Raw genomic sequence first — 24714 nt, 5'->3', positions numbered from 1 at the left:
TCCATGGCGTCCAGCCTGACGAAGGACGCGGCCCAGCAGGGGAACCCTGCGGACGGCGGCAAGACCTTCTTCGGCCACCCGCGTGGCCTGGCCACTCTCTTCATGACCGAGATGTGGGAGCGCTACAGCTTCTACGGCATGAAAGCACTTCTCCCGCTGTACCTGATCGCGCCCGGCGGCATGCACATGCAGGCCACCACGGCCACGGCGATCTACTCCGTGTACATGGCGATGGTCTATCTGCTCGCCATGCCGGGCGGCTGGGTGGCGGACCGTTTCTGGGGACCGCGCAAGACGGTCGCCATCGGCGCCTCCGTCGTCATCGCGGGCCACATCACGCTCGCCCTGCCCACCGCGGCGAGCTTCTTCGCCGGTCTCGTACTGGTCGCGCTCGGCTCCGGCCTGCTGAAGGCGAACATCTCCACGATGGTCGGCCACCTCTACAACGGCCCGGAGGACCCGCGCCGTGACGGTGGCTTCACGCTCTTCTACATCGGCATCAACATCGGTGCCTTCCTGGCCCCGCTGAGCATCGGCACCGTCGGCGAGAGCGTCAACTGGCACCTCGGCTTCACGCTCGCCGCCGTCGGCATGGCGCTCGGCCTCGCCCAGTTCATGCTCGGCACCCGCCATCTGAGCCCGGAGAGCAGCGTCGTCGCCCAGCCGGCGACGCCGCAGGAGAAGTCGTCCGCGCTGCGCAAGGGCCTGATCTGGCTGATCGTCGCGGCCGTGTTCTACACCCTGCTCGGTGTGACGGGTAACTTCGCCGACTGGGCGCTGATGCCGATCACCATCGCCGGTCTGGTCATCCCGATCGCGGTCCTGGTCCGCATGAAGCGCGACAAGGAGCTCACGGAGCTGGAGCAGTCCAAGCTCTCGGGCTACATCTGGTTCTTCGTGGTCGCCGCCGTCTTCTGGATGATCTACGACCAGAACGGCTCGACCCTGTCGATCTTCGGCGAGCACTCCACGACGAACAACCTGCTGGGCTTCGACTTCCCGACGTCCTGGTACCAGTCGCTGAACCCGATCTTCGTCATGGCGCTCGCCCCGGTGGTCGCCTCGGCCTGGCTGTGGCTGAACAAGCGGGACAAGGAGCCCAGCACCGCCGTCAAGTTCGCGTCCAGCCTCGCGCTGATCGGCATCTCGTTCGCGGTCTTCCTCATCCCGCTGATCGACACCGCCGCCAACGGCGGCAAGGTCAGCCCGATGTGGCTGGTGGCGATCTACTTCATCCAGACGGTCAGTGAGCTGTGCCTCTCCCCGGTCGGCCTGTCGGTCACCACGAAGATGGCGCCCGCCAAGTACAACTCCCAGATGATGGGTGTCTGGTTCCTCGCGGTCACCGCGGGTGACTCCGTGTCAGGCCTGCTGACGTCGCCGCAGCTGAACGTCGACCTGAACACCGGGAGCGCGGTCGCCGTCGAGGCCGCCTTCGCGGTCGTCGCCGGCCTCGGCATCTGGATGTCCCGCAAGCGGATCAAGGAGCTGATGGGCGGCGTCAACTGACGCCTGCCGGCCCCGGATCACGGAAGGGGGCGTCGCACCGCCGGTGCGACGCCCCCTTCGTGCGTCCCGCGGGCCTGCCGCGTCAGCGGACCCGCGCCCGGCGCCGCGGCAGGAACGTGAACACCGCGCCGCCCAGCAGGATGACGGTGCCGGCGACGAGGCCGAGCGCGGTCAGCGCGCCGTGGTCGCCCGCCCCGGTCTCGGCGAGGCCGCCGCTGCTGCCGCCCGAGACACTGGCCGGTCCCGCCGCGCTGCCGCCGGAGGCCGCAGCGCCGCCGGAGTCACCGCCCGTCGCACCACCGGACGTACCGCCCTGCTGCGCCGAGGTGTCCAGGGCGAGCGAGACCCCGGGGTCCTTCTCCGGGGTGCAGGTGGTGGTCGTCCCGAGGGCGTTGACGGTGAGTACGCCCGGGGTCAGCGTGGCCTTGCCGGTGGCACCCGGCTTGTAGGTGCCCTTCAGGTCGGGGATCTCGATCGGCTGGCCCGACTTGATGGGCCCGGCGTTGGTCGGCCCCTCGACCTTCACCGACCCCTTGTCCGCACCGCCGACCTTGACGTCCATCGACGGCTTGACCGAGTCCTTGGGGATGTCCGCCGGGCTGTCCATGACGGACTTGCGGAACTTCACCGTCAGGTCGTAACTGCCGCCCTTCTTCACGGCGTTGATCTGGACCGGCGAGGTCGCCTTCTTGTCCCCGATCGGCGTCTTGCAGGCGTAGGGGACGTTGACCTCCTTGCCCTTGTACGCGGTGCCGTCGGGGTCACCGCCGGAGCCGCCGGTTCCGCCGGAGGCCGTACCGCCCGAGGAGCCGGAGGTCGTACCGCCGTCGGTGCCGCCACCGGAGGCCGTACCGGCGGAGCCGCCGGTGGTGCCACCGGTCGTCCCGGTCGTGGTGCCGCCCGTCGTGGTCCCGCCCGTAGTACCCGTCGTGGACCCGCCCGTCGTGCCGCCGGAACCGCCTCCGCCGTCGGTCACCTTGATGGTGACCCCGGGCTGCACCGTCTCCTTGGGCGAACACTTGGTGTCCGTCGAGATCGGCCGGTTGACGTTGATGTTGTAGAAGCCGGGCGTCAGGGTGACCTCCCCCGGCTTCGTCAGCTTGAGCTTGCCCTTCATGTCGGACAGCTTCATCGCGCCGCCCTTGGGGATCGGCGGATTCTCCCGCGGCCCCTGCATCGCGAGATCGCCGGTCTGTGCCCCGGCGACCTTGATCGTGCCGGTCGGCTGGACGGTGTTCTCCCCCAGGTCGAGGATGTCGGGGTTCTTGGAGGCGCCCTCGATGGTCTTCCAGACCACCTCGATCTCCTCGCCGACCTTCGCCGTCCCCGGCGCGCTGACCGCCACCTTGGTGGTGCCCTGGATCGGCGGCAGCCCGGATATCGGCGGCGGCAGACACTCCGTCTTGTACGACACCTCAGCTGCCTGGGCGGTCCCGGCCGCGGTCATGATGCCCGCACCCGCGAGCATCAGCGCGGCCATCGAGGCCACCGCGGCTCTCCTCCGTTGCCTCATCACGCAGAACCTTTCGACGTCGGTCGTTCGGTTGATGTGGTGGTGGACGGTGCGGTGTCCGGGGTGAACCACGGCAGCGCGGCACCGTCGCCCGGCGTACCGGGGCCGGCCATGTCGCGCGCACGCGGGGTTCGGTTCCTGATGCGTTGTCCGGTGCCGGCCGCGCCGGACCGCCGGCCGGCGGCGTGGCCGCGTGCGGGCGGGTGCGTCCGTCCCTCGGAGCGCCCCCGGCCCGGCCCGTGCGGGCGGACCCGGTCCACGAGGGCCATCCCGATACGGAAGACCGCCGTCGGGACCACGATGCAGAGCAGCACCCAGAAGAGCGTCACGCCCCATGGCCTGCCGACCCCCCAGGGCTGCTCGACCAGGACCTTGCCGCCGTATTTGAGGGAGACCAGATAGTCCCCGTGCGCGCCGGCCGGCAGCTCGACCGGCAGTCTGACCTCGGCCTTCTTCCCGGCGGGGACGGTCCCCCGCCACTGCTGCTCCGCCCACTCGGGTGCGAAGACCCCGTGGGAGGTGCCGACCTGGAAGACCGGGTCCTTGGCCGGCGCCGAGCCGAGATTGCCGACCGTGACCCGCAACTCGCGCTGTGCCGGGGCGCCGAACCAGGTCAGCAGGCCGCTGCTGCCCGTCAGCCGCGGCTGGGCGAGGACCGCCAGCCGGCCGCCGGTGCGCTCCTTGGGCAACGGCGCCACCGGGTGGCCCGCCACCTTGAACGCCGCCTCCGCGTCGGCCGCCGCACCGGTCACGGTCGCCACATGCACCACACAGGGGCAGGGCTTGGGCGGCTCGGCGACCGGGAGCTTCCGGCGGAACGCGCCGTGCGTATCGGTGGTGACGGCCCGCCCGTCCCCGTTGGCGCAGGAGTTGGTGCCGCCGATCATGTTCTGTCCGCAGATCAGCAGCGTGAGCAGCGCCTTGGGCCGCCAGCCGCGGCCGGTCACGGTCACGGTGCCGCCCTTGCCCGCCTCCTTGGCGGAGAGCCGGACGGTGGGGGTGGCGTCGGCGGCGGTGGCGTACGGGGCGGAGGCGGCGGTGATGTCCGGGGCGGCGTGCGCGGCCGCGGACGGCAGCAGGGCGGGCGCCAGGGCCAGGCACAGCACGAGCACGGCCGCGGCCCGCCGTCGCCTCCGTGCTACGGCATGCTCCCCGGTGCGCGCCGCCCGGAGCGCACGGGCCGTGCCGCCGGCCGTCGACCTGCCCGTACCCGTCTCGCCGTTCACGATCGCGCTCCTGATCCGGTACTCGCCAATTCCGCTTCCGGGTCCGCCGCTTGTCTCCCGGACGGCTGCTTGCCGCCGTCCGCGCTCCCCACGGGCCCGCCGCCCTGTGGGCCGCCCGGCCCCTGGGCACGGCGTCGCCGACGGACGATCACCAGGCCGCCCGCGCCCGCCGCCAGGAGGAACGCCGGCCCGGCGACGACGCCCCAGGGCAGCGCGGTGTACGAGGCGGTGGCGGACCCGTGCGCACCGCCGTCCGCGGTCGCCGTGAGCCGCACCTCCACCGCGTCCAGGCCGGGCGGATCGGCCCAGGGCTCCGTCAGCTCGGCGCTCTGACCGGGGGACAGCCGGCCCGGCAGGGTGCGGACGCCCCGCCGCAGCACCGGGCCGAAGAGCCCGTCGGCGCGCACCGCGAGCCGCGGGGTCAGCACCGTGTTGCCGCGGTTGACCAGCGTGTACCGGATGACCGCCGCCTCGCCCCGGCCGCGCACCGACATGTTCTCTACGGTCAGCGCGGCCAACACCGGCCCGGACACCCGCAGATGCACCGGTACGGTGTCCCGCCCGGCCGCGCCGCGCCCCGGGCCCGCCGCGGTCGCGATGAGCGTGGCGGGGTGGTCGCCGGGGGCAGCGTCGCGCGGCACGGTCACCGTGAACGGGACGGCCGCCCGGGTACGCGGCGGGACCGTGACCTCCTTGGCGGCGAACGCGATCCATGCGCCGGAGCCGCGCAGCCGTACCGTGACGGCCCGGCCGGTGGGGTTGCGCAGGGACAGCCGGTCGTTCATGACGGTGCCCGGCGCGCCCTCCAGGTAGAAGTAGGGGCGGTCCTGGGCGCTCGGTGTGGCGCCGTCACCGGGCGCGGGCGCGGCGGACCAGCCCGGCGGCGCCGGTGCGGCGGCCGGCCGGGCCGCGGCCGCGGCGGGGCACAGCAGCACGGCGGCGGTCGCGAGGATCGCACCGCTGACCGCTGTGCGGGGACGGAACGGCATCGGCGGCTCCTGGTGCGAGGGGGCGCCTCCCCGTGCCGGCCGGGGAAGCGGGACGTACTACGAACGGCGGGGCACCGCGCGGGTCCTGGCCTCCCGCGCGTCGGGTCACACCCGCTGGTGACGGCGGGTCAGCCAGAGCGCACCGGCCGCACCGGCCAGCAGCACCGTGCCGCCGAGGGTGCCCAGCGCGACGGCGGAGTCCGCGGGCCCGGTCTGCGGCAGCTGCCCGCCGGCGGAGGCGCCACCCGTGGCGGAACCTCCGGTGCTTCCCGAGGCTCCGCCGGAACCCTTCACGTCCAGGGACAGCGAGGGCTTCGGATGGTTGCTGGGTGTGCAGGTGGTGGTGGTGCCCAGCGCCTTGATCGTGAGGGTGGAGGCCGTGAAGGTGACCTTGCCGCTGCCCTTGGGCGTGTAGGTGCCGCTCAAGTCACTGATCTTGATGGGGGTGTTGGCCGGAATCGCCTGGTCGTTGGGCGGCCCGGCGACCGGCACCGTACCGCTCTCCGCGCCGCCCAGCTGGATCAGCGCGCTCGGCTTCATGGCGCCCTTGCCCAGCTCGACGGGGCTGGAGGAGACCCCCTTCTGGAAGGACATGACGAGCTTGTACGCGCCGCCGCTGGGGGTGCTCTTGATGTCGATGGGCGAGACCGCCCCCTTGTTGCCGATCGGCGTTTTGCACTGGTAGTTGACGTCGATGACCTCGGCATGGGCGGCCGGCGCGGTGAGCATCACCGCGGACCCCGCCGCCATCGCCACGGCCACGGCGAGACCGGCCGCCCGGCTCGGGCGCCTGCCGTGCTGTTCGTAGAAGCGGGCCACCTCGGTTCCCCTTCTCCCGGGAGCGCGCCGCCGGACGTTCTGACGGCACATCAGATTGGCCGTCAAGGTACGCCGGGGACCTTGCCGAGGGAAGGCACAGCACAGCCCCGATCGCTCCGGGCCCGGGGCGGCGCGGAATTCCGGCCGGGAGCACGGGGTTCCGGATGCGCCGAAGAGGGGATTCCGGAAACGACGAAGCGCGGGCCCACCGGCCCGCGCTCAACTCTTCTCCGACGAAGCCGCCTTCTCAGGACGGAGCGGCGAGCTCCGCCCATACGGTCTTGCCCGTGCCGTCGGCGTTGCGCACCACGCCCCAGTCCAGGCACAGCCGCTGCACGATGAACATGCCGTGACCGCCGGGGCGCCCCGGACGGTGCGGGCTGCGCGGAGCCGGTGAGCCCGTACCGAGGTCGCTGACCTCCAGGCGCAGCACTTTGCCGGTACAGCGCAGTCGCAGCTCCTCCGGCCCCTCGGCGTGCAGACAGGCGTTGGTGACCAGCTCCGAGACGACGAGCAGCACATCCTCCGCCGCGGCCCGCTGGTCCGCGCCGGCCGCCGGCAGCCAGCCCCAGTCGTGCAGGGCCTGCCGGGCGAAGTCACGGCCACGGGCCACGGCCCCTCGGGTGCCCGCCAGGCGCAGCCGGCGGATCTGGCCGGCCGGGATGGCGGCAGCCGGGGCGGCGGCGGAAGCACCGGCGCCGCCCGACTCCGGGCCGAGATCGCCCGGCGGGTACGGCCGGGTGGTGCTCATCAGCGCTTCACCTCACCGATTCGCCTGTTCACGGAAAACAGATACTGACTGATTCAACGGATTCAGATGTCTCCTGCCCGACCGGACCGTGAGAACACCCACTTCTTGGGTACGGAAGTTGTGACACGTACTACGTGCCCGGAATGCAACGTTCCGGACACCGCTGTCACGTCAGTCGGCCAGGGCCGCGTCGAGAGAGTCATGCACCGTGAAGACCGCCTCGGCGCCCGTGATCTCGAAGACCCGGGCAACCACCGGCTGCATCCCCGCCAAGTGCACCCCGCCCCCCTCGGCCTCCGCCTTCAGGCGCGCGCCGAGCAGAACATTGAGACCGGTGGAGTCCATGAACTCAAGGGGTGAGCAGTCCACCACCAGGCGTGCATAGCCGTCGTCCACACAGCCTTCCAGTGACTCACGCAACAGATCCGCCGTGTGGTGATCCAGCTCACCGGAGACCGTCACCACCGCGCTGGCGCCGTGATGGCGGATCTCGACGTGAAGCCGGCCCCGGCTTGCACTGCCGACCGTCCCGCGGTCCATGCGCGCGCACCCCTCTTGCTGTCTAGACGACTGTTTGCTTACGACTGCGCTGGTCGAACCCTACGCCTTCCTGTCGTCTGTCGGTAGCTGAACAATCCGCATATTGCCCAATATATGGACAACACGCACTTGCCATCTTCAGGCAAAGCCAGGTAGGCGTAGAAGCACACATCCGAAACGGCCGGCTTTGGAGGCGCCGCACACCGCAGCTTCACGTAGAGGCATCGGCAGCCATATGCCGAGAACGATGGAGGAGACCATGTCACCCCGGCTCGACGAACTGCGCACCGACGACACCCGGCAGTCCGCATCGTCGACACCCCCGTCCGACCCGACCGGACAGATCCCTGCCCAGTCACTGCCTGTCGAATCAGATCTGGCAGAGATGACTGAGGTCGACGATCTGCCCGAGATCCCGCCGTTCGACGAGGTGGGCCCGGTGGACGCGAGGGCTCTGTCCAAGACCCTCTTCGAGCGGCTCGAAACGCTCGAGGAAGGCACGCACGAATTCGCGTACGTCCGCAACACCCTGGTCGAGCTCAATCTCGCTCTGGTGAAGTTCGCGGCCTCCCGGTTCCGCTCGCGCAGTGAGCCCATGGAGGACATCGTCCAGGTCGGCACGATCGGCCTGATCAAGGCGATCGACCGCTTCGAACTCAGCCGTGGCGTGGAGTTCCCGACGTTCGCCATGCCGACCATCGTCGGCGAGATCAAGCGCTTCTTCCGTGACACCAGCTGGTCGGTGCGGGTCCCGAGGCGTCTGCAGGAACTGCGTCTGGACCTCGCCAAGGCGGGCGACGAACTCGCGCAGAAGCTGGACCGCGCCCCCACGGTGCACGAACTCGCCGCGCGGCTCGACATCAGCCGTGACGAGGTCGTCGAGGGGATGGCCGCGAGCAACGCGTACACCGCGAGCTCGCTGGACGCCCAGCCCGAGGAGGACGACAGCGAAGGCGCGCTGGCGGACCGCATCGGCTACGAGGACCACGGTCTCGAAGGCATCGAGTACGTGGAGTCCCTCAAGCCGCTGATCGCCGAACTCCCGCCGCGTGACCGCAAGATCCTCTCGCTGCGCTTCGTCGCCAATATGACGCAGTCCGAGATCGGCGAGGAGCTGGGCATCTCCCAGATGCATGTCTCCCGTCTGCTCTCCCGCACCCTCGTGCGGCTCCGCAAGGGGCTCATGATCGAGGAGTGAGGACCCCGCGGTCCCTGCCGGCCACGGCCGGCAGCCGCCCGCGCGGAGGAGGGCCTGCCCCGGGATCGCTCGGGACGGGCCCTCCTCCGCTGTGGCCGGGCCGTTTTGCCGGGCCCCGCTACGGCAGCCAGAAGAGGTCACCGTCCCACTCGGTGAGGGCCCAGGTGAAGTGGCTCCACAGCACCCCCCGGGGAGTCTCCGGGTCGAGCAGTCCCGGCGCGAGCGCGTCCATCTCCGCGGCGAACACCTCGGTCATGTCCGGCTCCCCCGGATAGGGGGCCGACACGGCGCTCAGATACCGGCGCACGGCCTCCAGACAACGGTGAAGACCTCCAGGCCGGGCGCCAACTCCACCAAGACCGGGCCCGGTTCGCCGAGCTCCGCCGACGACGCGGCGATGTGCACCGTCCCGTCATGGCGGTGCAGATACAGCGCACCGTGGACGGAGCGGCCGAGGCCAACAGATCCGCCGCCACCGTCCCGTCCGGCAGCCGCACCCCGGCCACCGCGCTCTCGTCCACCTCGGCCGGCTCGTCGTCCGGGCGCAGCACGAAGTCGGCCTTGTAGGAGCGCCATTGCCTCGGCAGACCGACCTCGCGCAGAAAGGCGCGGGCGGCGGAATCGCGGAGACCGGCGGGCAGCGCCTCCTCGGGGAACCGGACCACCGGGGCCGGCGCGAAGGCCGCGTCGACCCGCGAGGCGGTCAGCGGCTCCGCGGACGGCGGGAGAAACGGCACCCGCCCCGGCATGCCCTCCTCGGCCGAGGTGTGGTCGATCCCGCCGCGCGGCCAGTCACGCAGCACCACCGGGTCCGTTTCCAGGAGCGCGAGCCCATGGGCATCGTGCTGGACCAGATGCCATGTCCTGCCGTCCGGGGCGGGGAGCGGGTCGGCGTAGGCCCAGGCCTCGGGTGCGGACAGCCGGAAGTCGCCGAGAGCCTCGCCGTCGCCCCCACAACGGCGGGGCGGCGCCGAAGGACTGACGTCTGCGGCGGACGGCGCCGGGACCCGTATGCCGGTCTCCAGATCCAGCAGGAGCCCGGAGTCGTCCGCGGTCTCGACGTGCAGCAGCGTCCGGCCGCCGCACTCGTAGAACGCCGCCTCGTACTCGGTCAGCCGCTCGGGCTGCGCCACGCACCGTCCCGCCGGCCGCCACCATGCCCACACCGTCCGCCACGGCATGCCCGGCTCGGCGGCCGCGATCCGCGCGGCGTACGCGTCGTGTCCCAGCACCGTCGCCGCGAAATGCAGCCAGGACGCGAACTCGGCAGGCGGCACCTCCGCGCCCCCGAAGATCGCCTCGGCCTGCTCGAACACCTCACGCCAGACGCTGTGCGCCCCGGCCGTGGCATCGAAGTGCGCGCGCACCGCCGGCCGGTCGACGGCCGCCCACCGCGCAGGATCGTCCGTCACGGCGTCGGACGGCCCCCTCACCCCGTTGCTCATGACCCCATGCTCGCAGCAGGGTCCGGCAACCGGGGCGCGCGGACCGCCCGGTGACCGTCGTCAGGCGAGAACGCCCTTGTGCCACACCGCGGAGACGAGCGGGACGCCCGGCCGGTAGGCGAGGTGGACGTGCGAGGGCGCGTCCAGGAGGGCGAGGTCGGCGCGGGCGCCGGGGGTGATCCGGCCGACGTCCGTGCGGCGCAGTGCGCGGGCGCCGCCCGCGGTGGCTGCCCACACGGCCTCGTCGGGCGTCATTCCCATGTCGCGGACGGCCAGCGCGATGCAGAACGGCATCGAACTCGTGAAGGACGAGCCGGGGTTGCAGTCCGTGGACAGGGCGACGGTGGCGCCGGCGTCGAGCAGCGGACGGGCGTCGGGCCACCGGGCGCGGGTGGAGAACTCGGCGCCCGGGAGCAGGGTGGCGACGGTGTCGGACTGCGCGAGGGCGTCGATGTCGGCCGGGCTGAGGTGGGTGCAGTGGTCGGCGGAGGCGGCGCCGAGTTCGACGGCGAGCTGGACGCCGGGGCCGTGGCCGAGCTGGTTGGCGTGCACCCGGGGCACCAGGCCCTTGGCCTTGCCCGCGGTGAGGACGGCGCGGGCCTGGTCGCCGTCGAAGGCGCCCTTCTCGCAGAAGACGTCGACCCAACGGGCGTGCGGGGCGCAGGCGTCCAGCATCGGGCCGGTGACGAGGTCGACGTAGCCGGCCGGGTCGTCGGCGTAGTCGGGCGAGACGATGTGCGCGCCGAGGAAGGTGACCTCGTCGGTGTGCTCGGCGGCGATGCGCAGCGCGCGGGCCTCGTCCTCGACGGTCAGCCCGTAGCCGGACTTGGTCTCCTGGGTGGTGGTGCCCTGGCGGAGCGCCTCGGCGAGGTAGCGGGCGATGTTGGCGTGCAGGGCCTCGTCGGTGGCGGCGCGGGTGGCGGCGACGGTGGTGCGGATGCCGCCGGCGGAGTAAGGGCGGCCGGACATCCGGGCGTTGAACTCCGCGGTACGGTCACCGGCGAAGACCAGGTGGGAGTGGGAGTCGACGAAGCCGGGGATGGCGGCGCGGCCGCCGGCGTCGACGGCGTTGTCGGTGGCGGGTGCTTTGCTGGAGGGACCGACCCAGGCGATGCGGTCGCCGTCGATGACGACCGCCGCGTCCTGGATCAGGCCGAGGGGGCCTTCGCCGAGGGAGGGGTCGTTGGTGACGAGCTGGGCGATGTGGGTGATGGCGGTGGTCGGCGCTGAGGTCGTCGTCATCGCGGGGGTGTTCTCCTTCAGCCGCGTACCGCGGCGATGGATGCGGCGAGGGCGGTGGGTACGTCGGGGACAAGAGTGTGCACACCGTCCCGGACGATCTGCCGGCCGCCGACGATGGTGTGTCGTACGTCCGCCGCGGAGGCGGCGAATACGGCCGTTTCGGCGGCCAGCCGGGGCAGTGGTCCGGCGGTGCGTACGGAGTCCAGTGCGATCGTGGTGAGGTCGGCGAGCGCCCCGGCTTCGAGGGTTCCGGCGTCGTCCCAGCCCAGGGCGGCGTGTCCGTCGGCGGACGCGGCGCGCAGCAGGGCGGCGGCCGTCCAGTGCCCGCGGGTGCGGGTGCGCAGCCGTTCGTCGAGCTCCATGGCGCGGGCCTCTTCGAGCAGGTCGATGACGGCGTGGCTGTCGCTGCCGAGGGAGAGCGGGCTGCCGCGGCCCTGGAGCTGAGCGGCCGGGCCGATGCCGTCGGCGAGGTCGCGTTCGGTGGTGGGGCACATGCACACGCCCGTGTGGGAGTCGCCGAGGAGCGTGATGTCCTCATCGGTGAGGTGGGTGGCGTGCACGGCGGTGGTGCGCGGGCCCAGCACTCCGCGGTCGGCCAACAGTCGCGTGGGGGTGACGCCGTGGGCGTCCCGGCAGGCGTCGTTCTCGGCGGTCTGCTCCGAGAGGTGGACGTGCAGGGGGGCCTGCCGTGCGCGGGCCCAGTCCGCGACGGCGCCGAGCTGGTCGGCGGGGACGGCGCGTACGGAGTGGATGGCGGCGCCGATGCGGGCGTGCGCGCGCTCCTTGAGGGCGTCGGCGCGCTCGGCCCAGCGGTCGGCGGTGCCGTCGGAGAAGCGCAGCTGGTGGTGGTTGGGCGGGGCGCCGAAGCCGGCCGAGAGATAGGCCGTGTCGAGGAGGGTGATGCGGATACCGGCCTCGGCGGCGGCGGAGAGCAGCGCCTCGCCCATGGCGTTGGGGTCGCTGTAGCGGGTGCCGCCGGGCGCGTGGTGCAGGTAGTGGAATTCGCCGACGCAGGTGATGCCGGCCAGCGCCATCTCGGCGTAGGCGGCGCGGGCGAGGGCGTAATAGGTGTCGGGGGTCAGCCGGCCGGCGACGCTGTACATGATCTCGCGCCAGGTCCAGAAGGTGCCGGTGCCGACCTGGACGGTGGCGCGCAAGGCGCGGTGGAAGGCGTGCGAGTGGGCGTTGGCGAGGCCGGGGAGGGTCAGGCCGCGCAGCGCGGTGGCGCCGGGCGGCGGGGTGTCCGCCCCGGTACGGACGGCGGTGATCCGCCCGTCCGCGGTGTCCACGGCCACGCCCGGCTCGACATGGGTGCCGAGCCAGGCGTGTTCGAGCCAGTACGTCGTCGGTGTTGCCTGCGGCGTCAGCGGCACGCCAGCCCCTCCAGTACGTCGGCGAGTGCGGTGACCCCGGCGACGCAGTCGTCCTCGTCCGCCGCTTCGGCGGGTGAGTGCGAGACGCCGGTGGGGTTGCGGACGAACAGCATCGCGGTGGGGACGGTTCCGGACAAAATACCGGCGTCGTGCCCGGCTCCGGTGCCCAGGACGGGCACGGCCCGCTCCCCCGTTTTGCCGAGGATCGCGCTCAGCTCGTCCCGCAGGGCGTGCTGGAACTCCACGACGGGGGTGAAGGATTCGCGGACGACGGTCAGGTCCACCCCGTCGCGGGCGGCGCGCTCGGCGGCGGCCCGCTCGATCCCGGTGATCACGGTGTCGAGGGTGTCCTGGTCGGCGGCGCGGGAGTCCAGCCAGCCGCGGACCAGCGAGGGAATGGCGTTGACGCCGTTCGGCTCCACGCTGATCTTCCCGAAGGTGGCCAGGGCCCCGGCCAGCCGGGCCTGCTCGCGGGCGGCGAGCACTGTCGCCGCGTAGCTGAGCATCGGGTCCCGGCGGTCGTCGAGCCGGGTGGTGCCGGCGTGGTTGGCCTCGCCGTGGAAGTCGAACCGCCAGCGGCCGTGCGGCCAGATGGCGGAGGCGATGCCGACCGGGTCGCCGGAGAGGTCCAGGGCGCGGCCCTGCTCGACGTGGAGTTCGACGAACGCGCCGATCCGGGCGAGCCGTTCGGGGTCCGGGCCGATGGCCTCGGGGTCGTATCCGGCGCGCTCCATGGCCTGCGGGAGGGTGATGCCGTCGCCGTCGCGCAGCCGGTGCGCGGCCTCGGTGGTCAGCGCCCCGGCGGCGAGCCGGGAGCCGACGCAGGCCAGGCCGAAACGGGCGCCTTCCTCGTCGCCGAAGTTGACGATCGCCAGCGGCTTGTCGAACTCCGCTCCCCTCCGGCGGAGTTCGTCCAGCGCGGCGAAGGAGGAGACGACACCCAGCGGGCCGTCGAAGGCGCCGCCGTCCGGTACGGAGTCCAGGTGGGAGCCGGTGACGACGGCGTCGCCGGGGGCCACGTCCTGGTAGCCGGTGGCGCCGAGCCAGGCCCACTGGTTGCCGTTGCGGTCCAGTTCGTAGGTGAGTCCACGGGCCTCGGCCTGGGCCCGGAACCACGCACGGCAGTCGGTGTCGGCGCCGGTCCAGGCGTAGCGGCGGTAGCCCCCGGAGGAGGAGTCGCGGCCGAGCGGCCGCAACTCCTCCCACATCTCGTGGAACGAGGCGGTCACGCGTCCCCGCCTTCGCCCTCGCGCATCGGGATGCGGACACCGCGCTCGGCGGCCACCTCGTCGGCGCGCTCGTAGCCCGCGTCGACATGCCGGATGACGCCCATGCCGGGGTCGTTGGTGAGCACCCGGCGGATCTTCTCGCCGGCCAGCGGGGTGCCGTCGGCGACGGTGACCTGTCCGGCGTGGATCGAGCGGCCCATGCCGACGCCGCCGCCGTGGTGCAGCGAGACCCAGGAGGCGCCGGAGGCGACATTGACCATGGCGTTGAGCAGCGGCCAGTCGGCGATCGCGTCCGAGCCGTCCTTCATGGCCTCGGTCTCGCGGTAGGGCGAGGCGACGGAGCCGCAGTCGAGGTGGTCCCGGCCGATGGCCAGCGGGGCGCGCAGGGTGCCGTCGGCGACCATCTCGTTGAAGCGCTCACCGGCCTTGTCGCGCTCGCCGTAGCCGAGCCAGCAGATGCGGGCGGGCAGGCCCTGGAAGTGGACCCGCTCACCGGCCAGCTTGATCCAGCGGGCCAGCGACTCGTTCTCGGGGAAGAGGTCCAGGATCGCCTTGTCGGTCGCGGCGATGTCCCGGGCCTCGCCGGACAGCGCGGCCCAGCGGAACGGGCCCTTGCCCTCGGCGAACAGTGGCCGGATATAGGCGGGGACGAAGCCGGGGAAGGCGAAGGCCCGCTCGTATCCGGCGAGTTGGGCCTCGCCGCGGATCGAGTTGCCGTAGTCGAAGACCTCGGCGCCGGCGTCCATGAAGCCGACCATGGCCTCGACGTGCCGGGCCATCGACTCACGGGCCCGCTGGGTGAAGTCGGCGGGCTTCTCGGCGGCGTAGGCGGCCATGTCGTCGAAGTCGATACCGACGGGCAGGTAGGCCAGCGGGTCGTGGGCGCTGGTCTGGTCGGTGACGATGTCGATCGGCGCGCCCTCGGCGAGCATCTGGGGCAGCAGCTCGGCGGCGTTGCCGAGCAGACCGATGGAGAGCGGCTTGCGCTGGTCACGGGCCTCGACGGCGAGCTGGAGCGCGTGCTGGAGGCTGTCGGCCTTCACATCGAGGTAGCGGTGCTCGATCCGGCGCTCGATGGCCCGCGGGTCGACATCGATGCAGATGGCGACGCCGTCGTTCATGGTGACGGCGAGCGGCTGGGCGCCGCCCATGCCGCCGAGGCCGGCGGTGAGCGTGATGGTCCCGGCGAGCGTGCCGTGGAACCTCTTCGCCGCGACGGCCGCGAAGGTCTCGTAGGTGCCCTGGAGGATGCCCTGGGTGCCGATGTAGATCCACGAACCGGCGGTCATCTGCCCGTACATGGTCAGGCCGAGGGCCTCCAGACGGCGGAACTCCTCCCAGTTGGCCCAGTCGCCGACGAGGTTGGAGTTGGCGATGAGCACCCGCGGTGCCCATTCGTGCGTCTGCATCACGCCGACCGGCCGGCCGGACTGGACGAGCATCGTCTCGTCCTGCTTGAGCGTGGTGAGCGTGCGCACCATCGCGTCGAAGGAGCGCCAGTCACGTGCGGCCTTGCCCGTACCGCCGTAGACGACGAGCTGGTCCGGATGTTCGGCCACCTCCGGATCGAGGTTGTTCTGCAGCATGCGCAGCGCGGCTTCCTGCTGCCATCCCCGAGCACTCAGCTCCGTTCCGCGCGGTGCCCGCACGGGTCGCGGTCCCGACATGGGCCGTGCCTCCCTGACGTCGAATGGATTGAGCTATTCACATATTGGGGTTGATGAATAGCGCTAGTCAACAGGGCGCGGTGAGCCACGCACGACGCACCGCACGAACCGGCCAATCCGGCCGGGATTTTTGACTTGCCCACCGGGAAAGTCTGCGCTAACTTTCCAAGTGGGCAAGTCAACGGGGAACAGCTCGACCGCCTTGGGGAGGCGATGACCATGACCACGACTGTCGATGCCGAACAGGCCTGGCAGGATCTGCAGCGCATCCGGGTCCCGCAGGAGCGGGTCTACGACGAGATCGAGAGAACCGCCCATGACGACGCAGGGGCGACGTACACCACCGCCGCCCTCATGTGGACGTTCCTCGCCGTCTCCGGCCTGGATCTGCCCAGGTGGGCCTTCTGGCTGTCACTGACCGCCTACGTCACCGTGCTGGGCACGCTGGGTGTGGTCCACAACCGCCGGACGCGGATGCGGCTGCACCGCTCGCGCCACAGCTGGCGGTCGTTCGCGACCTTCATCGGGGGCGCCGCGGTGACCCTCGTGGCCATCGTGCTCTCCGGCCGTCTGGTCGACTGGCTGGCGCTGCCGTTCGGCAGCCTGATCCAGGCCACCGTCTCGGCGGGCACCTTCGTGCTCTTCGTCGGCCCGGCGAACCGCTGGGCGATCAGCACGCTCCGCGACCGGGGCGGAAGAGCCACCGACGGAAGGACGGCCCGATGAGCACCCCGAGCGGCTTCGACGAACTGATCCACCCCTCCACCCGGCTGTCCGTGGTGGCGCTGCTCGCCGCCACGGAATGGGCCGACTTCCCCTTCATCCGCGACAGCCTCTCGCTCAGCGACTCCGCGCTCTCCAAGCAGCTGCACACCTTGGAAGAGGCCGAGTATCTGGAGATCCGCAAGGAGGGTGGCGGCCGCAAACGCCGCACCAAGGTACGGCTGACGGACCGCGGCCGGACCGCCTTCGAGGGGCATGTGGCCGCGCTCCGGGCCATCGTCGAGGGCGCGGGACCCGCCGCGGCACCCGCATCCGCGCCGGAGGCCGCCGCAGAGACGGCATCAGACACCCAGCAGCGGCAACACCACGCGAAGGCGGGCCGATGACGACGACCGACCACCAGCCCGCAGACCCGTCCACTACAGCTCCGGCCCCCACGGCCTCTCCCACACCCCGCCAACCCGTCATCCGGGTACGCGACTTGCGGATGTCATACGGCAGCGCACACGTCCTGCACGGCATCGACCTGGACATCCACCGCGGCGAGATCTTCGCGCTGCTCGGCCCCAACGGCGCCGGGAAGACCACCACCGTCGAGATCCTGGAGGGATTCCGGCAGCGCTCCGCGGGCGAGGCCGTCGTCCTGGGCACGGACCCGGCGCGCGGCGGCGACGCCTGGCGCGCGCGGATCGGCCTGGTTCTGCAGTCCTGGCGCGACCACCGCCGCTGGCGGGTCGCCGAGCTGCTGACGCACTTCGCCACCTACTACCCGCGACCGCGCGACCCGGCCGAACTCCTCGCCCTGGTGGGCCTCACCGAGCAGGCCGGCCAGCAGGTCGACCGGCTGTCCGGTGGCCAGCGCCGCCGTCTGGACGTCGCACTCGCCATCGTCGGCCGCCCCGAACTCCTCTTCCTGGACGAGCCGACCACCGGCTTCGACCCCGAGGCCCGGCGCGACTTCCACGACCTGGTCGAACGGCTCGCCCGCGACGAGGGCGTCACGATCCTGCTCACGACCCACGACCTGGCCGAGGCCGAGCGGCTGGCCGACCGCATAGCGATGCTGGTCAACGGCCGGATCCGGGCCCACGGCACCCCGTCGGAGCTGGCCCGGAGGGCCGCCGCCCAGGCCGAGGTCCGCTGGACGGCACCCGACGGTACGTCCCGGCGCGAACGTACCGAGGACCCGTCCCAGCTGGTCTGGGAGCTCCACCAGGAGACGGGGGGACCGGTCGCCGACCTGGAGGTCCGGCGGCCGACGCTGGAGGACACCTATCTGCACATGGTCCACCGGGACACCGGGGACGGCTCCGACGCCGGGACCACGGACGCGAACGAGGCCGGGCCCTCGGACGGGGAGAAGCGAGCCGCATGAGGGGGACCGAAGTGACCAGCGTGACCACAGCGACAGCGACAGCGGCCACGGACACGGCCGAGGGGGCCGTCACCACGGACACGACGCACACCACGCACACGACGGGCACCACCGGTGCGGCGACACGGGAGACCGCCGCACCGCACCCCCGTCGCCGCTACTGGCGCGCCGGAGTCCTGCGCGGCGGAATCGAGCTGCGTCATCTCCTGCGCAACCCCAAGGAGTTGAGCGGCCATCTGGTCAATGTCGTCGTGGCGCTGCTGCTCGCCGGCTACCTCAACGACAAGGTGCCCGGCACCCAGGTCCCGATGGCCCATCTGACGCTCTCGGGCTTCGCCGCCTATCTGCTGTTCCAGATCGGGCTGGTCAATCTCCCGCAGATCCTGGTGACCGAGCGCGAAGAGGGCGCGCTGCTGCGGCTGCGCGCCACCCCCGGCGGCATACCGGCCTATCTCGTCGCCAAGTCGCTGCTGGTGGTCGCGATGGCGTTCGGCACACTGGTCCTGCTCTTGGGAACGGCCGCGCTGCTGGTCGACGGGCCGCTTCCGCACGGGCCGGCGGGCTGGCTGACGCTGCTGTGGGTCAGCGCGCTGGGACTGCTCGCCGTCGTACCGCTGGGAGCGGCCATCGGCGCCGTGCTGCCGAACCCGCGTGAGGCACTTGCGCTGATCATGCTGCCCGTCATGGCGCTGCTGATCACCTCGGGGGCGATGTTCCCGCTCGCCTCGCTACCCGCGGTGGTCCAGAAGATCGCCTCCGTCTTCCCGCTCAAGTGGATGGCGCAGGGCCTGCGCTCGGCCCTCCTCCCGGACGCCGCCCGCGCCGCGGAACCGGCCGGCTCCTGGGAACTGCCGACAGTGGCCCTGATACTCACCGCCTGGGCCATCCTCGGCTTCCTCCTCGCCGTCCCCCTCCTCCGCCGCGCCGCCCGCCGCGAGTCCGGCTCCCGCCTCACCGAACGCCACCGCAAGGCAGGACTGAGCGGAGGCCGGTCGGCCTGAGGAAGAGGAACCGGTCGGCCTGAGGAAGGGGAGGAGGCCGGTTGCCTGGGTTGGGGGGGAGCCCGGGCTGGGGGGAGCGGCTGGACTGGGCCGGGCAGCCTGCCTGGGAGATGCCGCGGGCCCGGGCGAGCTTGCCTGGGCGATGCGCGGGCCCGGGCGAGCTTGCCTGGGCCAGGCAGGCGGCCGGCCGAGGACAGGCGGGCTGGACCGGTCCGGGCGGGCTGGCCCGAGGGGGCGGGTCGCCTGCTGCGGCCGGGCGGGCGGCGGTCAGGGCGACGGGCGGCCTTAGTGGCATGGGCTCGTCTGCACGGGGGGGGCAGACGAGCCCAGCAGCGCCAGGCCGGCCCGGGGCGGGAGCGGGGTCCGGGACGGGAGCGGGGTCCGGGGCGGGTCCGGCTGGAGGCGAAGGGGTCGACGTCCGGAAGCCCAGTGGCCGGAGGCCGGGGGTCTCGGCTCGGGGTCTGAGGCCCGGGATCTGAGGGCCGGGATTGAGGGCCGGGTTTGAGGGCTTGGAGACCAGGTGCCCGGAGGGCTGAGCGGTCTCGCTGAATGAGGTCCGGTGCGGTCCGGTGCGGTCCGTGCGCCCCGTAAGGGGCGCGGGGAACTGCGCGACCAGCCACGACGCAGCCGCAGACACAGACGCATGACAGCGCCCCTCGGCACTCCGCGCAGAACGCTGAGGCGCCCCGAGCCAGCCGACACCACAGCCGCGGGCGCGCCTGGGGCCGAAAGCAGAACCGGCCCCGGAGCGCGGACGGCCGGAGGACCGGGGCCAGGGCGGGCCCAGGTCAGCGGGCCGGACGCGGTAACGGCCCCAGATCAGCGGGACCGACGCCAAAACGGCCCCAGGCCAGCGGGACCGACGCCAGAACGGCCCCGAAGCCGGCGCCGGCCCAAAACCAGAGCAGGCCCGTCACAGGCCTCAGCCTCAGACGTGCTCTGACCAGCACCTTCCCCTCCGCCCCTCCCCCGCCCCCCGTACCCGTTGGCGTCACACCCCCGGCCAATGATGGAGTTGTCCTATGACGTTCACGGATCGAGACCGAGCCGTAGAGGCAGCCGTTGCGCAGGGGCTGGTGGGTCCCGGCGAGCCCGTGGCCGGGCTGCTGGACATTGCCGGGATCCGGCGTTCGGCAGGTGAACTCCGCGCCGCCTTCGAGGAGTTCACCGCTCCCGGCACCCCGGTCCTACACGCCTTCGCGGTGAAGGCCGCCTCGCTCGTCCCCGTACTGCGGCTGCTCGCGCAGGAAGGGCTCGGCTGCGAGGTGGCCAGTCCAGGCGAGCTGGCACTGGCCCGTGCCGCCAAGGTGCCGGTCGCACGGACCGTCCTGGACTCCCCCGCGAAGACCCTCGCCGAGCTGCGTGAGGCGCTGGCCCTCGGGATCGCCGTCAACGCCGACAACCCCGAGGAACTGGCGCGGATCGACGCGCTGATGGCCTCCGCGCCGAGCAGCGCCCCCATCGGCCTGCGGGTCAATCCGCAGATCGGCGGCGGCACCATCGGGGCGATGAGCACCGCCACCGACACCTCCAAGTTCGGTGTCGCGCTGCGTGACGAGGGCGCCCGCGAGTGGGTCGTCCGCGCCTTCCTCGCCCGCCCGTGGCTGACCCGGCTGCACGCCCACGTCGGCTCCCAGGGCATGCCGCTGGAGCTGATGGTCGCGGGCGTACGGGCCCTGTTCCTGCTGGCCGAGGAGATCAACGAGCAGGCCGGCCGGCGTCAGATCGACACCCTCGACATCGGCGGCGGCCTGCCGGTGAACTTCTCCTCGGACGCCCACACCCCGACCTACCGCGAGTACGCCGCGCTGCTCCACTCGGCCGTCCCCGGTCTGCTGTCCGGACGCTACGGCCTCGTCACCGAGTTCGGCCGCTCACTGCTGGCCAAGCACGGCACGGTCCTGGCCCGCGTCGAGTACGCGAAGTCGGCCGGCGGCCGGCCGATCGCGGTCACCCACGCCGGCGCCCAGGTCGCGACCCGTACGGTCTTCGTCCCCGAGGCCTGGCCGATCCGGGTCGCCGCCTACGACGCCGAAGGCCGTCCCAAGACGGGCGCTCCGGTCGCCCAGGACGTCGCGGGGCCGTGCTGCTTCGCGGGTGACCTGGTCGCCGAGAACCGTCCGCTCCCCCTCCTGGACGCCGGCGACCACGCCGCCCTCCTGGACACCGGCGCGTACTACTTCTCCACCCACTTCGCCTACAACTCCCTCCCCCGCCCCGGGGTTTACGGCTATGCGCCGGACTCGGACGGCGCCGTCCGCTTCGCGACCATCCGCACCCCGCAGACCCTGGAGGACCTCACCGCGGAGAGCGGCGCGGCACACGCAGCAGCACTCAACGACCTCGGCCGGCCGTAGCCGATCCGTCCACCACCGAGCCCGCCCGACGCCGTACCTGCCACGGCCGAGCCCACCCGCACCACACCGGCCGTAACCGAGCCCGCCCGTGCCGCGCCGGCCACCACCGCGCCGGTCGGGCCCGCGCCGGCCGGGCCCCCGCCCGCCGCTCCTCAGCGGCCGGCCCGCGGCCCCCCGGCCCGTGTCCCTGCGCGCGCACCACCTGACCGTGCGTTCCCGGCCCGTGCCCCACCAGGCCGCGCGTCCCCGGCAGCCGTTCCGGTCAGCACATAGCCGCGGACCTCCTTGCCCGCCGCGCCGCCGCGTCGGGCGGACTCCGTACGCAGCCACAGCAGCGCCTCGTGCTCCCGCTCCCAGCGGCCCAGCCACCATGCCTTGCCCCACAGTCCGAGCGCGGCGCCGGCCATCAGCAGCCCACCGGCCGCGGGCGCTACACCCGACGAGGCGACCGCCGCCAGGAAGGCGAGCAGCAGCCACCAACGGTGCGCCCGCCGCCAGATCCGGAGGGTGACGGACCGGTCCTGCAGGATGACGGCCTTCCCGGCGCGCGACGCACCGCGCGCCAGCGCCGCGTACCGTCCGCGCCGCGCCGTGAACACCACGAGCGCCGCGCCCACGAACAGCGCCGCCCCGGCCGCCAGCCCGGCCGTCCGCCCGGTCAGCCCCGGCACCAGCGCCCCGATCCCCGCGGCCAGCAGCCCCGGCCACCACAACCAGCCGGCCGGTGCCCGCACCACCACCGCCACCCGCGCCAGCGCATACGCCCCACGCCCCACGACAGACCTCCTCGCCCCGAGACCGCTACGCCCTACCTGTCCGGCACACCTGTGCAGGCGGCGGATCGTAACCAGCCCGGATGAGGATTCCCTGAGACGGTGCGGAGAGGGCGCGGGGAGGGGAGCGGGGAGGGGAGCGAACGTCGGCCGCCGGGTGGCGGCGGTGGTCCGGGGGGCCGGGAGAGCGCCGTGACCCGCCGGGGGCGCCACCGGAACGGGTGAGGCCCGCCCCGCCCGCTCACTCCACGAACAGCCCCCGCGCCGCCGCCCGCGCGTCGAATTCCTCCAGGCGGGCCTGGGCGTCCGGGAGGGCGTCGCACATCGCTTCCAGGAGGACGCGGCCCAGGAGCATGGGGGCACAGGCCGTGTCGAAGGCCAGGCCGGTGCCGACGGCGGCCGGGAGGAGCAGGTCGGTGTGGTGGGCGACGGGGGCGAAGGCGCTGTCGGCGACGGTGACGACGGTCAGACCGGCCGTGCGGGCGTACTCCAGCGCGTCGACGACCTCGCGGGGGTGGCGCGGCAGGGCGAAGCACAGGAGGGCGCTCGCCCCGGCGCGTACGGCGGCGTCGATGCGGTCGGTGAGCATGGTGCCGCCCTCATCCAGCAGACGGACGTCGGGGTGGACCTTGCGGGCGAAGTAGCTGAAGCCGGCGGCCTGGGCGGTGGCCGCGCGCAGGCCGAGGACGGGGAGCGGGCGGGAGGCGGCGAAGAGGCGGCCGGCCTCGATGACCGGCGAAGGGTCGGCGAGGGCGGCGGCGAGATGGCGGAGGTTGTCGATCTCCGCCTGCACGGCCTGCTGGTACTCGTTGTAGGAGCCGGTGTCGCCGGGCTTCTCCGTGGGGGCGACCTCGCGCAGATGGCGGCGGAGCGCCGGGTAGCCGTCGAAGCCGAGGGCTACGGCGAAGCGGGTGACGGACGGCTGGCTGACACCGGCGAGTTCGGCCAGTTCGACGCTGGAGAGGAAGGGCGCGTCGGCGGCCCGGCGCACCATGCAGTGGGCGATCCGGCGCTGGGTGGGCGTCAGCCGGTGGCCCTCGAAGAGCTTCTGCAGCCGGGCGGCGGTGCCGGTGTCCGCACCGGCGTCCACGCCGGAGCCCGCCCCGTCACGCGCCCCGGCGTCCGCCCCGGTGTCCGGCCCCCCGGTGGCCCGCGCGCCCTGCGTCATACCGGCCCTGTCCCGCGGCCCGTCGCCGGCCGCGCCGCCGATGCCACTGCCGATGCCGCCGCCGTTGTCCCCGTCCCCGCTCATCGCCTCTTCTTCCCGGCCCGGTCGGGGGCCTTGTCCTGTGTCGACCGACTGTACGGAATTCCTGGCCCGCTCCGGTCCCGGGTACGCACGCGATCCGGCCGTACGGCATCGCCCCGGCCACCGGCGCCCGCCCCTGTCACCGGGCCACCCGGCTGCCGTACGAGAGCGCACCCGCCAGCCCGCCCGCCCCGCCCCCAATACCCCTCACAACCCCGCCATCCCATCCAGCAACCCCGAGGCCACCGCCACGTCATCGGTCAGCGGGCGGTCCTCCATTCGCGGGTCGAGGGCGTCGGCGGCGAGGGTGAAGGCGGTGGCGAGGGAGAGGCCGGGGTCGGGTTCCAGGGAGCGCATGCGCAGGGCCCTTACCGCGGCGACCAGTTCGCAGGCGAGGATCTGGCGGTAGTAGGTGCAGGCGCGCAGGGTCTGGCGGGCGCCGAGGGAGGCGAAGCTGGCCTGTTCCTCGACGCCGCGGGAGAGGACGGCGTGGCCGAGCGAGGCCGGGTGGGAGACCGCGCGCATCTCGCCGAGCGCCGCGCCGGCCGCGTATTCGAGGATCATCACGCCGGAGCTGGCGGGCGCCGCGTCGCCCAGGAACGGCCGCAGCCGGGTGAAGTCGGGCTCGGAGAGCGCGGCGAGACGGGCGGTGGACAGCCGGGCGGTCTGCAGGACGGCCAGCCGGAAGGTGTCCAGGGCGAGCGCGGCATGTGCGGCGTAGAAGTTGCCGTGGTGGTAGGCGGCCTGGTCCTCGATGCTGATCAGCGGGTTCTCGGCGGCGGCGTTCACCTCGACGGTCAGCACCCCGTCCAGGGTGTCGGCGGCGTCCAGCGCGGGGCCGTGTATCTGCGGGATGCAGCGGAAACCGTACGGGTCCTGGATGCGGCCGAGCGGCGGGGTGGGGCGGGGCGGGATGCCGGAGAGGGTGCGCAGCCGGGTGGCGGCGGCCGCGGAGCCGGGGTGCGGGCGGGCGAGCAGGACCGGCTCGGCGAAGGGTTCCCAGGAGCCGCCGACCGCGAGGAGGGAGAGCGCGGCGACCGGGAGCGAGGCGGCCAGCAGCCGGCGCAGTTCGTCGAGGGCGAGCGCGGACTGGCCGAGGGTGAGGGCGTTGCTGCTGATCAGGGCGAGGGCGTCATTGTTGTCGAGGGCGATGGGGGCGGGGGCCCGGCCGCCGGGCGCGCAGTGCCAGGGGTGTTCACCGGCCAGCGCGAGACCGGTCTGGGCGAGCGCGGCCAGGTCGCCGGTGCCGACGGCGCCGTGTTCGTTGACGACGGGGTGGGCGCCGACGTCCAGGGCGTCGAGGAGGGAGGTGATGACGGCGGGGTTCAGGCCCGCGCCGCCGGCCAGCAGCTGGTTGGCGCGTACGGCGAGCATGGCCCGGACCTCGCGGGCGGGCAGCGGGTCGCCGATCGCGCCGGCGTGGCTGCGCAGCAGCCGCAGCCCGTGGTCGGCGTCGGCGGCCCCGACGTCCTCCGTGCGGTTGGCGCCGACGCCGGTGCTGCGCCCGTAGACCCGGCCGGTGGCGGCGAGGCGGCGGGCGGTTTCCCAGGATTCCTCGGCGCGGGCGAAGGCCTTGGGGTCGGGCGCCGCGGGGTACGCGGTGCGCTCGGCGAGGGCGGCGATATCGGTGGGGTGCAAAGCGCTGCCGTCGAGTGTGATGGGCCGGCCGGCTCGTCGGCCGTTGTCCAGCATGTGAGAAACCAAGGGGCTCAACTCCCTCTTATAACGCGCTTTG

Annotated in this window: 21 protein-coding genes; 7 read left to right on the top strand and 14 right to left on the bottom strand. The window is 72.9% G+C overall.

Annotated elements, in window-relative coordinates; translation table 11 throughout:
• The first annotated feature begins 3 nt into the window (after nt 1-3).
• Complete coding sequence (locus tag STRNI_RS25745; protein WP_159488070.1) at nt 4-1509, top strand: peptide MFS transporter; 1506 nt, start codon at nt 4-6, stop codon at nt 1507-1509.
• Nucleotides 1510-1591: 82 nt separating this feature from the next.
• Here STRNI_RS25745 and STRNI_RS25740 read toward each other — a convergent pair whose 3' ends face one another.
• The 6 genes from STRNI_RS25740 to STRNI_RS25715 all read right to left on the bottom strand — a co-directional run bounded on the left by STRNI_RS25740 (nt 1592) and on the right by STRNI_RS25715 (nt 7347).
• Nucleotides 1592-2989, bottom strand: coding sequence for a hypothetical protein (locus tag STRNI_RS25740; protein WP_229838361.1), 1398 nt, complete (start codon nt 2987-2989; stop codon nt 1592-1594).
• Between the two features lie 32 nt (nt 2990-3021).
• Complete coding sequence (locus STRNI_RS25735) at nt 3022-4248, bottom strand: hypothetical protein (RefSeq protein ID WP_381845383.1); 1227 nt, start codon at nt 4246-4248, stop codon at nt 3022-3024.
• Nucleotides 4245-5237, bottom strand: a complete 993-nt coding sequence (locus tag STRNI_RS25730; protein ID WP_277412097.1) for a COG1470 family protein — start codon at nt 5235-5237, stop codon at nt 4245-4247. Before STRNI_RS25730 ends, STRNI_RS25735 begins: the two co-directional genes overlap by 4 nt.
• A 105-nt stretch (nt 5238-5342) precedes the next feature.
• On the bottom strand, nt 5343-6056 hold the full coding sequence (locus STRNI_RS25725; RefSeq protein ID WP_093643783.1) for an LPXTG cell wall anchor domain-containing protein: 714 nt from the start codon (nt 6054-6056) through the stop codon (nt 5343-5345).
• Nucleotides 6057-6303: 247 nt separating this feature from the next.
• The gene (locus tag STRNI_RS25720) at nt 6304-6807 is read right to left on the bottom strand and encodes an ATP-binding protein (protein WP_018093153.1); all 504 of its coding nucleotides are present in this window, start codon (nt 6805-6807) and stop codon (nt 6304-6306) included.
• 171 nt (nt 6808-6978) lie between these two features.
• Nucleotides 6979-7347 (bottom strand): STAS domain-containing protein, encoded by a 369-nt coding sequence (locus STRNI_RS25715; RefSeq protein ID WP_018093152.1) that lies wholly within the window; start codon nt 7345-7347, stop codon nt 6979-6981.
• Between the two features lie 259 nt (nt 7348-7606).
• Here STRNI_RS25715 and STRNI_RS25710 point away from each other — a divergent pair, with 259 nt between their 5' ends.
• The gene (locus tag STRNI_RS25710; protein ID WP_093643785.1) at nt 7607-8545 is read left to right on the top strand and encodes an RNA polymerase sigma factor SigF; all 939 of its coding nucleotides are present in this window, start codon (nt 7607-7609) and stop codon (nt 8543-8545) included.
• A 137-nt stretch (nt 8546-8682) separates the two neighbouring features.
• Here the strand turns inward: STRNI_RS25710 and STRNI_RS25705 are convergent, their stop codons facing one another.
• From STRNI_RS25705 to hutU, 5 genes are read right to left on the bottom strand one after another with little or no spacing between them, the layout of a single operon-like run.
• Nucleotides 8683-9990 (bottom strand): SUKH-4 family immunity protein, encoded by a 1308-nt coding sequence (locus STRNI_RS25705; RefSeq protein WP_274736066.1) that lies wholly within the window; start codon nt 9988-9990, stop codon nt 8683-8685.
• Between the two features lie 60 nt (nt 9991-10050).
• Entirely contained in the window at nt 10051-11232 is a 1182-nt protein-coding gene (hutI, locus tag STRNI_RS25700; protein ID WP_277412096.1) for an imidazolonepropionase, read from the bottom strand.
• Between the two features lie 17 nt (nt 11233-11249).
• Complete coding sequence (locus tag STRNI_RS25695; RefSeq protein WP_274736068.1) at nt 11250-12605, bottom strand: formimidoylglutamate deiminase; 1356 nt, start codon at nt 12603-12605, stop codon at nt 11250-11252.
• Nucleotides 12596-13813, bottom strand: a complete 1218-nt coding sequence (locus STRNI_RS25690) for an allantoate amidohydrolase (protein WP_202466690.1) — start codon at nt 13811-13813, stop codon at nt 12596-12598. The genes STRNI_RS25695 and STRNI_RS25690 overlap by 10 nt, the downstream gene beginning before the upstream one ends.
• A gap of 17 nt (nt 13814-13830) precedes the next feature.
• Nucleotides 13831-15501 (bottom strand): urocanate hydratase, encoded by a 1671-nt coding sequence (gene hutU / locus STRNI_RS25685; protein WP_277412095.1) that lies wholly within the window; start codon nt 15499-15501, stop codon nt 13831-13833.
• A 213-nt stretch (nt 15502-15714) separates the two neighbouring features.
• Here hutU and STRNI_RS25680 point away from each other — a divergent pair, with 213 nt between their 5' ends.
• From STRNI_RS25680 to STRNI_RS25660, 5 genes are all read left to right on the top strand, one after another.
• The gene (locus tag STRNI_RS25680) at nt 15715-16227 is read left to right on the top strand and encodes a hypothetical protein (RefSeq protein WP_148589384.1); all 513 of its coding nucleotides are present in this window, start codon (nt 15715-15717) and stop codon (nt 16225-16227) included.
• Complete coding sequence (locus tag STRNI_RS25675; RefSeq protein WP_159488062.1) at nt 16224-16610, top strand: transcriptional regulator; 387 nt, start codon at nt 16224-16226, stop codon at nt 16608-16610. Before STRNI_RS25680 ends, STRNI_RS25675 begins: the two co-directional genes overlap by 4 nt.
• On the top strand, nt 16607-17599 hold the full coding sequence (locus tag STRNI_RS25670) for an ABC transporter ATP-binding protein (RefSeq protein WP_371874876.1): 993 nt from the start codon (nt 16607-16609) through the stop codon (nt 17597-17599). Before STRNI_RS25675 ends, STRNI_RS25670 begins: the two co-directional genes overlap by 4 nt.
• Before the next feature lie 11 nt (nt 17600-17610).
• A complete protein-coding gene (locus tag STRNI_RS25665) occupies nt 17611-18600 on the top strand; it encodes an ABC transporter permease (RefSeq protein WP_229838359.1) in 990 nt (329 codons plus the stop codon).
• Between the two features lie 1022 nt (nt 18601-19622).
• Nucleotides 19623-20957, top strand: coding sequence for a type III PLP-dependent enzyme domain-containing protein (locus STRNI_RS25660; protein WP_277412094.1), 1335 nt, complete (start codon nt 19623-19625; stop codon nt 20955-20957).
• Nucleotides 20958-21109: 152 nt separating this feature from the next.
• Here STRNI_RS25660 and STRNI_RS25655 read toward each other — a convergent pair whose 3' ends face one another.
• From STRNI_RS25655 to STRNI_RS25645, 3 genes are all read right to left on the bottom strand, one after another.
• The gene (locus tag STRNI_RS25655; protein ID WP_277412093.1) at nt 21110-21733 is read right to left on the bottom strand and encodes a hypothetical protein; all 624 of its coding nucleotides are present in this window, start codon (nt 21731-21733) and stop codon (nt 21110-21112) included.
• Nucleotides 21734-21971: 238 nt separating this feature from the next.
• Nucleotides 21972-22982, bottom strand: a complete 1011-nt coding sequence (locus STRNI_RS25650) for a MurR/RpiR family transcriptional regulator (RefSeq protein ID WP_277412092.1) — start codon at nt 22980-22982, stop codon at nt 21972-21974.
• 204 nt (nt 22983-23186) lie between these two features.
• Nucleotides 23187-24671 (bottom strand): aromatic amino acid ammonia-lyase, encoded by a 1485-nt coding sequence (locus tag STRNI_RS25645; RefSeq protein ID WP_277412091.1) that lies wholly within the window; start codon nt 24669-24671, stop codon nt 23187-23189.
• Nucleotides 24672-24714: the final 43 nt, after the last annotated feature.

This window comes from Streptomyces nigrescens, assembly GCF_027626975.1.
Classification (GTDB): domain Bacteria; phylum Actinomycetota; class Actinomycetes; order Streptomycetales; family Streptomycetaceae; genus Streptomyces; species Streptomyces nigrescens.
The sequence above is the reverse complement of the archived record's forward strand: the minus strand, read 5'-3'. Positions and strand labels throughout refer to the sequence as shown.